The sequence below is a fragment of the Streptomyces sp. SD15 genome, assembly GCF_054462255.1.
In genome coordinates this window covers 16,445-31,051 of record NZ_JBTLMO010000056.1, presented here as the reverse complement: position 1 = coordinate 31,051, position 14,607 = coordinate 16,445, and the positions used below count along the sequence as shown (strand labels likewise).

Below are 14,607 nucleotides of genomic sequence, written 5' to 3'. Positions count from 1 at the left end.
GCTCAGTCCCACCAGAAGGACCAGGATCGCTTGCCCAGCACCTCGTGAGCCGCGTACGTGCGCAGTGCCTCGTGGTCGCCCTGGGTGATGTTGTCCGGGCAGAAGGCGAAGTGCTCGGCGGCGACCGCCTCGGCCTCGGCCATCGTGGTCGGCGGGGCCGCCACGGACACGACGAGCTGGTCGAAGGTGAGGGCGACCACCCGTATGCCGAAGCGGTCCTCCCAGGAGCGGAGGACCGCGCAGAGCCGCGCCACGTCGCCCTCGTAGTTCAGCGGACCGGACCAGCCGATCGCCGCTGGGATGTCCGCGCTGCGGCGCGCGGGGACCAGGGTGAGGCGCGGTTCCTTGAACCATGAGTCGCTGTCCGCGAGGGAATCGGCGAGTTCGGCGGCTTCGGCGTCGGGGTCGGCGGCGTGTTCGGTGGCGGGTGCGAGGCCCGGCCACTCGGGGCCGTACGGCGCGATCGCCTCGTCGTACGTCGTGGGCTCGCCGAAGACCTCGACGACCCTTTCCTTGCCGGGGTAGTCGTCGTCCGCGCCGAGTTCGTCCGCCGCGTACTCCTCCCAGAACTCCGCCAGCACCTCCTCGGCGTCGTGATCACCGGGATACGACACCTCGTCGGGCATCAACTCCCAGTCCTCCGGGCTGCCTTGGCTGCCGCCGACGTCTATGAGGAGGGGGAGCAGGCCGGCCGTGCGGCGGGCCGGCTCCAGCGCCGCCCAGTCGCCGGGGGCGGCCGGGGCGTCGGCCAGCCAGAGCAGCGGCTCGTGCGATGGGCCGTCGTCCTCCCCCACTGCCTCAAGGGCGTGGGAGGTGCCCCCATCGTCGATCAGACGGCCCGGCGGAAGTTCAAGTCCGAGCGCGCGTCCGCTCGGATCGGCCGCCAGTGTCGGCAGCGGGTTCGGAAGTGTCGCCATGTCAGTGACTGTAGGGGCAGGTACTGACAACGGCGATCATTCGGCGGCGGTGAAGGCCTGCCAGGCGGTGGGGTGGAGTCGCAGGGTGGGGCCGGTGGGGTTCTTGGCGTCGCGGATGTGGAGGGCGGGCGGCGGAAACCGTGACCACCTTCCGCGAAGGTGGTCACGGTTTCCCGGGAGTCCCCCCGGGGCTCAGAGGCGCTCGGGGGTCCTGATGCCCAGCAGGGCCATGCCCCGGTGCAGGGTGCGGGCCGTGAGGTCGACGAGGAGCAGGCGGTTCTCGACGAGCTCCGTCGGGTTGTCGTCGCTCAGGACCTGGCACTTGTCGTAGAACGAGGTCAGCAGGGACGCCAGCTGGTAGAGGTACGCGGCCAGCTTGTGCGGGGCGTACTCCTCGGCGACCTCCGCGATCGTCTCCGCGAAGCGGTCCAGGTGCAGGCCCAACTCGCGCTCGGCGGCGACCAGTTCGAGCTCCGGGTGGGCGACCGGGCGTGCCTCGCCCGCCTTGCGGAGGATCGACTGGATGCGGGCGTACGCGTACTGGAGGTACACGGACGTGTCGCCGTTCAGCGAGACCATCTGGTCCAGGTCGAACTTGTAGTCCCGTACCGCGGAGGTGGAGAGGTCCGCGTACTTCACGGCGCCGATGCCGACGTAACGGCCGTTCTCCTCGATCTCCTGCTCGGTCAGGCCCACCTTCTCGGCCTTCTCCCGTACGACGGTCGTGGCGCGGTCGATCGCCTCCTCGAGGAGGTCGACCAGCCGGACCGTCTCGCCCTCACGGGTCTTGAACGGCTTGCCGTCCTTGCCCAGCACCGTGCCGAAGGCCAGCTGGATCGCCTTCACGTCGTCGTTGAGCCAGCCCGCCTTGCGGGCCGTTTCGAAGACCATCTTGAAGTGCAGGGACTGGCGGGCGTCGACCACGTACAGGAGCGTCGACGCCTTGAGGTTGTGGACGCGGTCACGGACCGCGGACAGGTCCGTCGCCGCGTAACCGTAGCCGCCGTCCGACTTCCTGACGATCAGTGGGACCGGGTTGCCGTCCGGGCCCTTGATGTCGTCGAAGAAGACGCAGAGGGCGCCCTCGGAGCGGACCGCCACGCCCGACTCCTCGAGGAGGCGGCACGTCTCGTCCAGCATGTCGTTGTAGCCGGACTCGCCGACCACGTCCGGGTCCCGGATCTCCATGTCCAGCTTGTCGAAGACCGAGTAGAAGTAGATCTTCGACTCGTCCACGAACTTCTGCCACATCGCGAGGGTCTCGGGGTCGCCCGCCTGGAGGTCGACCACCCGGCGCCGCGCCCGCGTCTTGAACTCGTCGTCGGAGTCGAAGAGCACCCGCGCCGCCTTGTAGAGGCGGTTCAGGTTCGACATCGCTTCCTCGCCGGAAGCCTGGAGGTCGTCGCTCGTCTTGTGGTCCAGCTCGTGCGGGTGCTCGATCAGATACTGGATGAGCATGCCGAACTGGGTGCCCCAGTCGCCGATGTGGTGGCGGCGGACGACGGATTCGCCGGTGAACTCCAGGATCTGGACCACCGCGTCGCCGATCACGGCCGACCGCAGGTGACCTACGTGCATCTCCTTCGCCACGTTCGGCTGCGCGTAGTCGATCACTGTCGTGCCGGGGTGCTCCGCGAAGGGCACGCCGAGGCGGTCGGCGTCCGCGTAGCGCGCGGCGAGGTTCTCGGTGATCGCCCTGTCGGTGACCGTGATGTTCAGGAAGCCGGGGCCGGAGACCTCGATGTCCTTGATCACCTCGCCGGTGGTGATCCGCTCGACGACCTGCGTCGCGAGGTCTCTCGGGTTCGCCTTCGCCTTCTTCGCGAGTGCCAGGATCCCGTTGGCCTGGAAGTCGGCCCGGTCGCTTCGTCGCAGCAGCGGGTCCGCGGAACCGGCCTCCGGCAGGGCTGCCGAGAGGGCGGTCGCGAGGCGCTGGTGGACGGAAGCGGTGAGGGACGTGACCGAGGCCATGGGAGTGGGTGCCGTTCTCCTCGAGGAATTAGGTAGACCTCGCCAGTATCCCATGGGGGGACAAGCGGATTTCTCGGGCGCGGGGTGGGGTGGGGGCGTCGTCGAGGGCGGGGGGCCGGGTTTGGTTCGCCCCCGCCGCCCCTACCCGTCCCATCCCTGGGGGCTGCCGCCCCCAGACCCCCGCTTCGGCCTGGACGGCCTCGTCCTCAAACGCCGGACGGGCTGGATTGTGCCGGTCGGGGTGAGAAGCCGCGCCCCGTTGAAAAGGGGTTTTCGTGGATGGCGGGCCAGCTGGGAGAATGGGAGCGTCAGCCGTGTGACCGTGCCGGCTGTTCCAGAGGAAAGAAGGACGTGCCGATCGTGGCTCAGAGCACCGAGACCACCGACTGGGTCTCCCGTTACGCGGATGAGGTCATCGAGGAGTCGGAGCGCCGGGCCCCGGGCAAACCCGTTGTCGTCGCGTCCGGGCTGTCACCCTCCGGGCCGATCCACCTCGGCAACCTCCGCGAGGTCATGACCCCGCATCTTGTCGCCGACGAGATCCGCCGGCGTGGGTACACCGTGCGCCACCTGCTCTCCTGGGACGACTACGACCGCTATCGCAAGGTTCCGGCGGGGGTCGCGGGTGTCGACGAGTCGTGGGGTGAGCACATCGGCAAGCCGCTGACCTCCGTACCCGCGCCCGCCGGATCCGCGTACCCGAGCTGGGCCGAGCACTTCAAGGCCGCGATGGTCGAGGCGCTCGCCGAGCTGGGTGTCGAGTACGACGGGATCAGCCAGACCGAGCAGTACACCTCCGGTGTCTATCGCGAGCAGGTGCTGTTCGCGATGAAGCACCGCGGTGACATCGACGCGATCCTCGACCAGTACCGGACCAAGAAGGCGCCTGCCAAGAAGCAGCAGAAGCCCCTTGACGAAGCTGAGGTCGAGGCCGCCGAAGGGTCCGGTGCCGCCGCCGAGGACGACGGCAGCTCGGCCGCCGGGTACTACCCGTACAAGCCCTACTGCGGGCAGTGCGAGAAGGACCTCACCACCGTCACGGCCTATGACGACGACTCGACCGAGCTGACGTACACCTGCTCCGCCTGCGGGTTCTCCGAGACCGTGCGGCTGAGCGAGTTCAACCGCGGCAAGCTGGTCTGGAAGGTCGACTGGCCCATGCGCTGGGCCTACGAGGGTGTCGTCTTCGAGCCGAGCGGTGTCGACCACTCCTCGCCGGGGTCGAGCTTCCAGGTCGGCGGGCAGATCGTCGGGATCTTCGGCGGGAAGCAGCCGATCGGGCCCATGTATGCCTTCGTCGGCATCAGCGGGATGGCGAAGATGTCCAGCAGCAAGGGGGGCGTGCCCACGCCCGCCGACGCGCTCCAGATCATGGAGCCGCAGCTGCTGCGCTGGCTGTACGCCCGCCGTCGGCCCAACCAGTCGTTCAAGATCGCCTTCGACCAGGAGATCCAGCGGCTCTACGACGAGTGGGACAAGCTCGAGGGGAAGGTGGCCGAGGGGTCCGTGCTGCCCGCGGATGCCGCCGCTCACGCTCGCGCCGTCGGCACCGCCGCCGGTGAGCTGCCCAGGACGCCTCGCCCGATGGCATACCGCACCCTCGCCTCCGTCGCCGACATCACCGCCGGCGCCGAGGACCAGACCCTGCGGATCCTGAGCGAGCTCGACCCCGAGAACCCGCTGGCCTCCCTGGACGAGGTCCGGCCGCGGCTCGACAAGGCGGAGACCTGGATCAACACGCAGGTCCCGGCCGAGGAGCGCACCGTCGTGCGCGACGAGGCCGACGTCGAGCTGCTCAAGTCGCTCGACGACCGGGGCCGCGAGTCGCTGCGGCTGCTGCTGGAGGGCCTGGAGGGGAGCTGGTCTCTCGACGGGCTCACCCACCTCGTCTACGGCGTCCCCAAGGTCCAGGCCGGCTTCCCCGCCGACGCGACCGCCAAGGAGCTCCCGCCGGAGATCAAGGTCGCCCAGCGCACGTTCTTCGCGCTGCTCTACCACCTGCTGGTCGGGCGTGACACCGGGCCGCGGCTGCCCACGCTGCTGCTCGCGGTCGGGCAGGACCGGGTGCGCAAGCTGCTGGCCGCCTGACGGCAGAGTGAGGAAGGGGGCGCTCGGAGAATTCTCCGGGCGCCCCCTTCGTCGTATCGCCGTATCGGCTTCTACGCGATGTGGTCCTCTTCCAGCTCCGCGTTCAGGCGGTTCTGGAAGCGGCTCATGTAGCGCTGGAGGGAGCGGTCGCTGAGCGAGACGCCGTACGAGGCCTCGATGTTCGCGCCGAACTCGCGGGTCGTGGGCAGGCCCTGACCGCTTATCGACTGCCGGAACACCTGGTAGTAAGCGTCCTCACGCGACATGTCGTCCGGGAGCGTCAGCTCGTCGCGCGGGCCCGGGATGGGCAGCTGCTGCTCGGGCTCCGGGGCGCCGCCCTCGCCCAGCTGGCGCGTGCGGCCGGGGCCCGCCGGGATCGGGAAGCTGCCCGTCTCCTCCGGGCCGGGCTCGTACGCCTGGGCCTGCTGCTCCTCGTACCACTGCTCGTACTGCTCCTCGGGGACGTACGAGGGGTCGTAGCCGCCCTCGTAGACGATCTCCTGGGGGGCGGGGGACTGGAACCAGGGGCTCTCGTCCGGCGGCGGGACGGGAACCTGCGCTTCCTGTGCGTATGCGGGCTGGGGCTGCTGCTCAGGGGCGGGCGCGGGGGACTCCAGCTCCAGCTGCTCGGTGGGCGGCGGGGCCTGGACGGCGGCCGGGGCCGGGACGGTGGGGGCGGTCGGGGTCGGCGCCGGGGGCAGGAGGGCGGGCTCGATGCCCGCTGCGGCCAGGCCCGACGGGGCCGTCTCCGCCAGCGGGACGCCGTAGCGGGCGAGGCGCAGCGGCATCAGGGACTCGACCGGGGCCTTGCGGCGCCAGGCGCGGCCGAAGCGGGAGCGCAGCCGGGCCTGGTAGACGAGACGTTCCTGCTCCAGCTTGATGACCTGCTCGTAGGAGCGCAGCTCCCACAGCTTCATGCGGCGCCAGAGGAGGAAGGTGGGGAGCGGGGAGAGCAGCCAGCGGGTGAGGCGGACGCCCTCCATGTGCTTGTCGGCCGTGATGTCGGCGATGCGGCCGATCGCGTGCCGGGCCGCCTCGACCGAGACCACGAAGAGGATCGGGATGACGGCGTGCATGCCGACGCCCAGCGGGTCCGGCCAGGCCGCCGCGCCGTTGAACGCGATCGTCGCGATCGTCAGCAGCCACGCCGTCTGGCGCAGCAGGGGGAAGGGGATCCTGATCCAGGTCAGGAGCAGGTCCAGGGCCAGCAGGACGCAGATGCCCGCGTCGATGCCTATCGGGAAGACGTACGAAAAGTTCCCGAAGCCCTTCTGGATCGCGAGCTCGCGGACGGCCGCGTACGAACCGGCGAAGCCGATGCCCGCGATGACGACCGCACCGGCGACGACCACGCCGATGAGAATCCGGTGCGTGCGTGTGAGCTGAATGGGCGCGGACACCCGTACTCCCCTCCCCTTGCTTGTTGTTGCGCGCAACAGGGTGGCACATGTGTACGCCGTACGGGCGGGCGGTATGCGGGAGTCCGGTCCCTGTGGGGGCCGGACTCCCGCAAATGTGCTGGTCTGTCTACGAGTTGGGCCGCCGGAGCGGGTCCGGGGTCAGCTCTTGCTGGTGGTGGACTTGGACGGGGTCGCGCTCTTGGTGGCCGACTTCGAGGGGGAAGCGGACTTGGAGGCAGAGGCCGACGTGGAGGGAGAGGCCGACTTCGTCGGGGCGGTGGTCGCCCTGCTGTCGTCCTTGTTCGCGGTGGCCACCGCGGCCACCGCCTCCTTGGCGGCCTTCTGTGCGGCCTTCGTCAGATCGTCCGCGCTGGGGGTCTTGTCGCCCGCCAGACCGGCGCCGTTGTAGTCGACGGTGACGACGACGTTCTCGACGCGCGTGACGACCGTCTGCTGCTTGAAGGTGCCTTCCTTCTTCTTCAGGTCGTAGCGCACCACCGTCGCCTCGTCGCCGACTCCGGCCACCGGCTCCGACTTGGTGTTCTTCGCGCCGGATACCGCCTGCGCGTCCTTGACCTGCTTCTCGTAGTAGGTCTGCGCGAGTTGGTTGCCCTCGCCGCGGGTCGCGTCCGAGTCGAAGCGCAGCAGCGACACGTTCAGCCAGCGGAACTGGGAGCCGTCCACACCGTTGTTGTCGAGGCTGTTCCAGGAGCAGCCGCCGCGGGTCTCCGCGTCGTCCGACTTGGCCGCCTTGGAGGACTTGAGGCCCTTGGGGACCAGGTCGCCCAGCGTCTTCTTCGACAGCACGGCGCAGGGCTCGGGGAGGGTCGAGTAGGCGGCTGCCGCGACGGTGCTCGCGGAGGCGCTCGGGGACGCCGTCGACGTGGCATCGGCGCTCTGTGCCGCGTTCGCGTTGTCACCGGAGCTGGAGTCGGAGCCGGAGTCCGAGGAGCAGCCGGCGGCGACGAGAACCACCGGTACGGCGGCTGCGCTGACAAGGATGCGGGTGAGTCGCGGGGCTCGGCCTACTCGCTGTGCTGGTCGGTGCATGGTTCCTTCACTCGTGGCGCTCGTGGTGCGGCCGCACATGGAACGCGCGACCGGTCGGGTCCGAGGGGCCACGGTACGCGGTGAGACAGCTGAGCGTTTCCTGTTCGCATGGTTCGCGGGAGACGCCCGGCCGCCTCGACGGACCCGCTAGTTGTTGAGCCGGTCGACGAGCTTCTGAGCCAGATTCCGCGCCTTGTCCTGCATTTCCTTGCTGTCCGGGGCGGTGTGGGAGGCGGTGGCCGAGGCGGTCGGTTGCTCGGCGTATTCGATCGTCACGATCACGTTGGACGTGCGGAACACCACAGTCACCGTGCGTTGCTGGGACGTCGAGGAGGTGGTGCTCAGCTTGTCGTTCAGGAACGCCTGGTTGCCGAGGTCGTCGAGGGTACGGGGCTGGAGCGAGGCGGGGGTCTCGGTGGCACTGGGCGAGGCGGAGGTGGCGGTGGGGCTCGAGTTGGAGGGGGTGGGGGTGGCGGAGCCCTCGTCGGTGGGGGTGGCGTCCGGGTCGGTGGCGGTACCGGTCGCGGTGTCGGACACGGTGGTCGAGGGGGCGGGCTCGGGGAGGTCCGCCTCCGTCTCCTCGGTTCCGTAGACGTCCTCGGCGCGGGTGTCGTCGCTCACCGTGTTGTCGTACGAGACCACGCGCTCGAAGTCGACGCGGAGGTGGTCGGTGGCGTTCGTGGACTCCACCTTCCAACTGCAGCCGACGCGGCGGTCGGTGTCGTACGTGGGCGTGGCCGTGCCCTCGTAGGCCGTGTCGCGCTCGTCCTGGTCGGTGATCTGCTTGATGCCGGGCAGCAGGGAGTCGAGGCTGTCGTGGGTGACGGCGCCGCAGGCCTCGGGGAGCGTGCGGTACCTGCCCGGCTGGGCAGCCGGGGTGGTCGTGACGCCGCTGCCCGGCTTGGCGTCGTCCGTCGGGTCGTTGCTTCCGGAACCGCCGGTGCAGCCGGCCAGCACTGCCGCGAGGAGCGCGGCGACGCCGGGTACATACGCCTTCCGCTGCACGGTGAGGCTCCTCTCGACGGTTCCCGGCGGCCTGGGGCCCGGGATGTCCTGTGGTGCTGTCCTGTGGTTATTCGGTTGCCGCGTGGGGGCGGCACCTGAGGACAATGTGTATCGCACGCAATGCCGTGGACGCCGGTCCGTTGTCCCATACCTCGACCTTGGCGCCGTTTTTGCGTTATGTGACTTCTGTTGTTGTCCGGGGGAATGAGGATGTTATGTCGTACGTAGAGATACCGGGGGCGAAGGTCCCCATCCGCATGTGGACCGACCCGGCGTCGGTCGAGGACGTCGCCCTGCGCCAGCTCCAGAACGTGGCCACGCTGCCGTGGATCAAGGGGCTGGCCGTGATGCCGGATGTGCATTACGGGAAGGGTGCGACGGTGGGGTCGGTCATCGCGATGCGGGGTGCGGTGTGTCCCGCGGCGGTCGGGGTGGACATCGGGTGCGGGATGTCGGCCGTCCGGACCTCGCTGACCGCCAATGATCTGCCGGGGGATCTTTCGCGGCTGCGGTCGAAGATCGAGGAGGCCATTCCGGTGGGGCGGGGGATGCATGACTCGCCGGTTGAGCCGGGGCGGTTCCATGGGCTGGCCACTGCCGGGTGGGACGACTTCTGGGGGCGGTTCGACGGGATCGCCGAGGCGGTCAAATTCCGTCAGGAACGCGCCACTAAGCAGATGGGGACGCTCGGAAGCGGGAATCACTTCACGGAAGTGTGCATAAGTGAAAGTGGTTCGGTCTGGCTGATGCTCCACTCCGGCTCCCGGAACATCGGCAAGGAACTGGCCGAGCACCACATCGGTGTTGCGCAGAAGCTCCCGCACAACCAAGGGCTGGTCGATCGTGACCTCGCCGTCTTCGTGGCGGACACCCCGCAGATGGCGGCGTACCAGAACGATCTTTACTGGGCGCAGGAGTACGCGAAGTACAACCGCACGATCATGATGGCGCTCCTGAAGGACGTGATCCGCAAGGAGTTCAAGAAGGCCCGAGTGACCTTCGAGCCGGAGGTCAGCTGCCACCACAACTACGTGAGCCGCGAGCGCTACGAGGGCATGGATCTGCTGGTCACGCGCAAGGGAGCGATCAGCGCCAGGGCCGGGGAGTACGGCATCATCCCGGGTTCGATGGGGACGGGCTCGTACATCGTGAAGGGGCTCGGCAACGAGAAGTCCTTCAACTCGGCGTCTCATGGCGCGGGCCGGCGTATGAGTCGTAACGCGGCGAAGCGCCGTTTCTCGACGCGGGACCTGGAGGAGCAGACGCAGGGCGTCGAGTGCCGTAAGGACTCGGGCGTCGTGGATGAGATTCCGGGTGCGTACAAGCCGATCGAGCAGGTCATGGAGCAGCAGGGTGACCTTGTGGAGGTCGTTGCGAAGCTGAAGCAGGTCGTCTGCGTCAAGGGCTGAGAGCCGGAGCGGGCAGGACTCCGGTCGCTGCGGCACAGGGATCGACGGTCGCTGTAGCAATGAGATCGACGTCGGGTCCGTGCCGTCGGTGGCCGGGGTGCGCCGTGGGGCCGGGTGGCCGAGATTGGAAGTATCCGGTCCGTCTCTCGGGAACGTGCGGCGGACCGGCCGGCCGTGCGACACGGAGGAACGCGTCATGACGAGTCATGCAGGCGGGACCCGTCCGGAGCAGGTGGCATCCAGGGCAGCGAAGGGTGGGTGTGCGCGGCTCCCGGTCCCGAGAACGTCTGACGGCCGGGGCGCCTGAGCCTGCGTTGCGTGGGTCCGTGGCGCGCGACGCGTCCGCCGGGCCGTCGGCGGATCTGGTGCTCGTCGTCGGTGTGTCCGGGTCGGGCAAGACCACGGTGGGGCGGCTCCTCGCGGAGCGGCTCGGCTGGGCCTACCGGGATGCGGACGAGTTCCATTCCCCGTCCAACCGCGACAAAATGGCCGCCGGTCACTTCCTCACGGATATCGACCGATGGCCCTGGCTGGATGCCATCGGGGCCTGGATGGACCATGAGATCGCGGCGCGTCAGCCGGCCGTGGTCACCTGTTCCGCACTCAAGCGCGCCTACCGGGACCGGCTTCTGGGCGGACGGCCCGGGGTCCGTCTGGTCTACCTGCGCGGTTCGCGCGAGCTGATCCGCTCCCGACTGGCTGCCAGGCACGGGCACTTCTTCCCGGCCGCCCTGCTGGACAGCCAGCTCGCGGACCTCCAGGAGCCGGAGCCCGACGAGCACCCGTTGGTGGTGCAGATCGATCAGCCGCCGGAGGCTGTCGTCGACGAGGTGCTGTCGTTGATGCGGGGGAGCGCACGGTGAGCCCGGGCTGCCCGGCCTGGGCAGCCCGACAGGTGACCGACCGGCCGGTCCCGGTACTGGTCCGACCGGGGGAAGATACTCCGCCCAACAGCCCAAGGGCGGCTCGCGGGACTCGCCGCCCGCCGCGGCCGGTGATTGCGTGACTCCGGCCGGGCCGGCTGCGGCCGGGCCGATTCGAGCCGCGCAGCGAGAAGGCAGGGCAATCATGGACGTCACCGTGGACGCACCGCGGGCAGCGATCCCGGCACATTTGCTGAAAGGCCAGAAGGCGCTGGTCACCGGTGCCAACTCGGGCATCGGCATGGCGACGGCCATCGGGCTGGGCCGGGCCGGCGCCGACGTGGTCGTGAACTACGTGGCCGACCCCGACGCCGCCGAGAAGGTGGTCGAGGAGATCGCCTCGTTCGGAGTGCGCGCGGCGGCCTACCAGGCGGATGTGTCCCAGGAGGACCAGGTCACGGCCATGATGGACCGGATGGTCGAGGAGTTCGGGACGATCGACATCCTGGTCGCCAACGCCGGTATGCAGCGCGACGCCCGGTTCACCGAGATGACCCTCGGCCAGTGGCAGAAGGTCATCGACGTCAATCTCACCGGCCAGTTCCTGTGCGCCCGGGAGGCGACCAAGGAGTTCCGGCGCCGCGGGGTCGTCCCCGAGGTGTCCCGCGCCGCCGGGAAGATCATCTGCATGAGTTCGGTGCACCAGCTCATCCCCTGGGCGGGCCACGTCAACTACGCCTCCTCCAAGGGCGGCGTGCAGATGATGATGGCGACGCTCGCCCAGGAGTTGGCCCCGGAGAAGATCCGGGTGAACGCGGTCGCGCCCGGGGCGATCAGGACGCCGATCAACCGCAGCGCATGGGAGACGCCCGAGGCCAGCAAGGACCTGCTGAGGCTGATCCCGTACGACCGCATCGGCGACCCCGAGGACATCGCCCACGCCGTCGTCGCACTCAGCTCCGACCTCATGGACTACGTGGTGGGGACCACGATCTACGTCGACGGCGGGATGACTCTCTTCCCGGGCTTCGCCACCGGCGGCTGACCTTCCCCGTAGGTCCCTCGAACCCCGTACGTCCCCGGAACCCCGTACGTCCCGCGAACCTCGTACGTCCCGAACCTCGTACGTCCCGAACCGTGTACGTCCCGAACCGTGTACGTCCCGAACCGTGTACGTCCCGAACCGTGTACGTCCCGAACCGTGTACGTCCCGAACCGTGTACGTCCCGAACCGTGTACGTCCCGAACCGTGTACGTCCCGAACCCCGTACGTCCCGAACCCTGTACGCCCGGAACCCTGTACGTCCCGAACAGGGAAGGCATCCATGCTCACCTCGGTCCATCTGCTGGCGGACGCCCCGGCCCAACTGCTGCCGGCCCGCGAGCTCATGGCCTTCACCCTGGCCTCCCACATCATCCTGGTGCCCCTGGGCGTGGCGCTCCCCTTCATCACCCTGGTGATGCACTACCGCGGGCTGCGGCACAAGGACTCCACCGCCCTGCTGCTGGCGCGGCGCTGGTCGGCCGTCATGGCGGTGCAGTTCGCGGTCGGCGTGGTCACCGGCACGGTGCTCTCCTTCGAGTTCGGCCTGCTCTGGCCGGGTTTGATGGGCAGGTGGGGCGATGTCTTCGGTATCGGATTCGGTGTCGAGGCGTGGGCATTCTTCCTCGAGGCCGTGCTCATCGCCATCTACCTGTACGGATGGCGCCGGCTGAAGCCCCGTACGCACTTCCTGCTCGCCCTGCCGCTCCCGGCCGCCGCGCTGCTCGGGGCGTTCGGCATCCTGGCCGCGAACTCCTGGATGAACACCCCGCAGGGGTTCTCGCTCGATTCCGAGGGCAACCCGGTCGACGTGAACGTCTGGAAGGCGATCTTCACCCCGATGTTCGGGCCGCAGTACTGGCACTTCGTCCTGGCCATGCTGGTGACCGCGGGTTATGTGGTGGCGGGCGTCTACGCCGTGGGCTGGCTGCGCGGGCGCCGGGACCGCTACCACCGGCTCGGTTTCGCCGTTCCCTTCACCGTCGCCGCGGTGGCCACTCCGGTGCAGTTCATTCTGGGTGACTCCATCGCCCGGTCGGTGTTCCACAAGCAGCCGGTGAAGTTCGCGGCCATGGAAATCGTGTGGAAGACCGACACCCGTGTACCGGAGTACCTGTTCGGCCGCCTGCACGCGGACGGATCCGTCTCGGGCGGCATCAAGGTCCCGTTGCTCGACTCCGTCCTGGCCGGATTCAGCCCCGACACCAAGGTGATCGGACTGACCTCCGTCCCGGCGGACGAACGGCCGACGGCGACTCAGGCGACCATCGCCCACTGGGCCTTCGACCTCATGGTCATGATCGGGTCCGTGCTGGTGCTGCTCGCGCTCTGGTACGGCCTGGTCTGGCTGCGGCACCGTCGGCTTCCCGCCTCCAAGTGGTTCTACCGCGGCGCGGCCTGCGCGGGCGTCGCCTCCGTGGTGGCCGTCGAATGCGGCTGGGTCGCCACCGAGGTGGGACGCCAGCCCTGGATCGTCTACCAGAACATGCGGGTCGCCGAAGCGGTCACCTCGACCCGCTCCACCAGCCTGTGGATCATGTTCGCCGTGGTGCTGGTGGTGTACGTGTTCATCTTCGGCTCGTTCCTCGCCGTCCTGCTCAAGATGCGCACCCGCTGGCGGCTCGCCGACGCGCAGCAGGCAGCCGAGGGCCCGGCCCACGCACCGGAGGCGGACACCCCCTACGGGCCGCGGGCACCTGTCCCCGCCGGCGACGCTCCCACCGCGGCCGACAGCACGGACGGCCCGTCCGGGGACGGCCGGCCATGACCGCCGACCTCATCGCCGTCGTGCTGCTGCTCGCGGTGGCCGCCTACGCCTGCGCGGGCGGCACCGACTACGGGGCCGGCTTCTGGGATCTGACCGCCGGAGGCGCGGAACGCGGCAAGCGGCCCAGGTGGCTCATCGACCACGCCATGGCTCCCGTGTGGGAGGTCAACAACGTCTGGCTGATCTTCGTCTTCGTCCTCATGTGGACCGGCTTCCCGACGCTCTTCCAGACCGTGTTCTCCGCGATGTGGCTCCCCCTGGCCCTGGCCGCCGTGGGCTTGGTCCTGCGCGGCGCCGGCTTCGCCTTCCGCAAGCCCGCCCGACGGCTCGCCGGCCGGCGCCTCTACGGTGCCGTGTTCGCCGTGGCCTCGCTCGTCACGCCCTTCTTCCTCGGCGCCGCCGTCGGCGGGGTCGCCTCGGGCCGGGTCGCGCCCGGCACCGAGGCCTCGGCGGACGCCTGGGCCAACCCCACGTCCGTTCTGTTCGGGCTGCTCGCCATCGCGACCACGGCCTTCCTCGGCGCGGTGTTCCTCACCGGGGACGCCCGCCGGTTCGACGCGCCCGATCTGGTCGGCTACTTCCGGCGGCGCGCGCTGGGCAGTCTCGCCGTACTCGCCGCACTGGCTGTGATCACGCTGTTGGCCGCCCACCAGGACGCCCCTCACGTGGGGCGCGGACTCACCCACGGCGTGGGGTTGTTCTTCGTCGTCCTGGCCGGGGTGGCCACGCTCGCCACGGCCTGGCTGCTCCTGTGGACGCCGGGCAAGTGGGCCCGCATCACAGCCGTCGGGGTGGTCGCGTCCGCTGTCATCGCCTGGGGCATGGCCCAACGCCCCTACCTCATTCCCACCTCGCTGACCGTGGCCGAGGGCGCGGGCGCACCCGCCACGCTGACCTGGCTGGCGATCGTCACGCTGGTGGCCCTGGTGCTCGTCGTGCCGGCCGTCGTCTTTCTGTACTGGCTGGACACCCAGGGCGAGTTGGAGGCACTCACCGACGCCGACCTGCGAAGCGGCGGCAAGGACGGTGACGGCCCGGCGGGGAACGGCTGACCGCCCGGACACCAGGCCGACGGCACACAGGAGGGCGGTGAG

11 protein-coding genes and 1 pseudogene are annotated in these 14,607 nt (G+C 69.5%); 6 read left to right on the top strand and 6 right to left on the bottom strand.

Annotated features, from left to right (window positions below; genetic code table 11):
- Positions 1–2: 2 nt before the first annotated feature.
- The 3 genes and pseudogenes from ACX28W_RS36565 to argS form a co-directional block, all read right to left on the bottom strand.
- A complete protein-coding gene (locus ACX28W_RS36565) occupies positions 3–917 on the bottom strand; it encodes a DUF4253 domain-containing protein (protein WP_459004309.1) in 915 nt (304 codons plus the stop codon).
- A 36-nt stretch (positions 918–953) separates the two neighbouring features.
- Positions 954–1,037, bottom strand: a pseudogene (locus ACX28W_RS36560) (DUF397 domain-containing protein); the annotation flags it as partial.
- Between the two features lie 72 nt (positions 1,038–1,109).
- Positions 1,110–2,888: an arginine--tRNA ligase gene (argS, locus tag ACX28W_RS36555; RefSeq protein ID WP_459004308.1), complete on the bottom strand. Its 1,779-nt coding sequence runs from the start codon at positions 2,886–2,888 to the stop codon at positions 1,110–1,112.
- Positions 2,889–3,239: 351 nt separating this feature from the next.
- On the opposite strand from argS, the gene lysS reads away from it, so the two are divergent.
- Complete coding sequence (lysS, locus tag ACX28W_RS36550) at positions 3,240–4,976, top strand: lysine--tRNA ligase (RefSeq protein WP_459004307.1); 1,737 nt, start codon at positions 3,240–3,242, stop codon at positions 4,974–4,976.
- A 71-nt stretch (positions 4,977–5,047) separates the two neighbouring features.
- Here lysS and ACX28W_RS36545 read toward each other — a convergent pair whose 3' ends face one another.
- From ACX28W_RS36545 to ACX28W_RS36535, 3 genes are all read right to left on the bottom strand, one after another.
- On the bottom strand, positions 5,048–6,376 hold the full coding sequence (locus tag ACX28W_RS36545; RefSeq protein WP_459004306.1) for a DUF2637 domain-containing protein: 1,329 nt from the start codon (positions 6,374–6,376) through the stop codon (positions 5,048–5,050).
- Between the two features lie 159 nt (positions 6,377–6,535).
- Positions 6,536–7,426, bottom strand: coding sequence for a DUF3558 domain-containing protein (locus ACX28W_RS36540; RefSeq protein WP_459004305.1), 891 nt, complete (start codon positions 7,424–7,426; stop codon positions 6,536–6,538).
- A gap of 147 nt (positions 7,427–7,573) precedes the next feature.
- Positions 7,574–8,431, bottom strand: coding sequence for a DUF3558 domain-containing protein (locus ACX28W_RS36535; protein ID WP_459004304.1), 858 nt, complete (start codon positions 8,429–8,431; stop codon positions 7,574–7,576).
- Between the two features lie 215 nt (positions 8,432–8,646).
- Between ACX28W_RS36535 and ACX28W_RS36530 the strand changes: the two genes are divergently transcribed.
- From ACX28W_RS36530 to ACX28W_RS36510, 5 genes are all read left to right on the top strand, one after another.
- Entirely contained in the window at positions 8,647–9,840 is a 1,194-nt protein-coding gene (locus tag ACX28W_RS36530; RefSeq protein ID WP_459004303.1) for an RtcB family protein, read from the top strand.
- A 326-nt stretch (positions 9,841–10,166) separates the two neighbouring features.
- The gene (locus tag ACX28W_RS36525; protein WP_459004302.1) at positions 10,167–10,703 is read left to right on the top strand and encodes a gluconokinase; all 537 of its coding nucleotides are present in this window, start codon (positions 10,167–10,169) and stop codon (positions 10,701–10,703) included.
- Between the two features lie 205 nt (positions 10,704–10,908).
- Positions 10,909–11,748, top strand: coding sequence for an SDR family oxidoreductase (locus ACX28W_RS36520; protein ID WP_459004301.1), 840 nt, complete (start codon positions 10,909–10,911; stop codon positions 11,746–11,748).
- Positions 11,749–12,028: 280 nt separating this feature from the next.
- Positions 12,029–13,513, top strand: a complete 1,485-nt coding sequence (locus ACX28W_RS36515; RefSeq protein ID WP_459004300.1) for a cytochrome ubiquinol oxidase subunit I — start codon at positions 12,029–12,031, stop codon at positions 13,511–13,513.
- Complete coding sequence (locus ACX28W_RS36510) at positions 13,510–14,565, top strand: cytochrome d ubiquinol oxidase subunit II (protein ID WP_459004299.1); 1,056 nt, start codon at positions 13,510–13,512, stop codon at positions 14,563–14,565. Before ACX28W_RS36515 ends, ACX28W_RS36510 begins: the two co-directional genes overlap by 4 nt.
- The last annotated feature ends 42 nt before the right edge of the window (positions 14,566–14,607 follow it).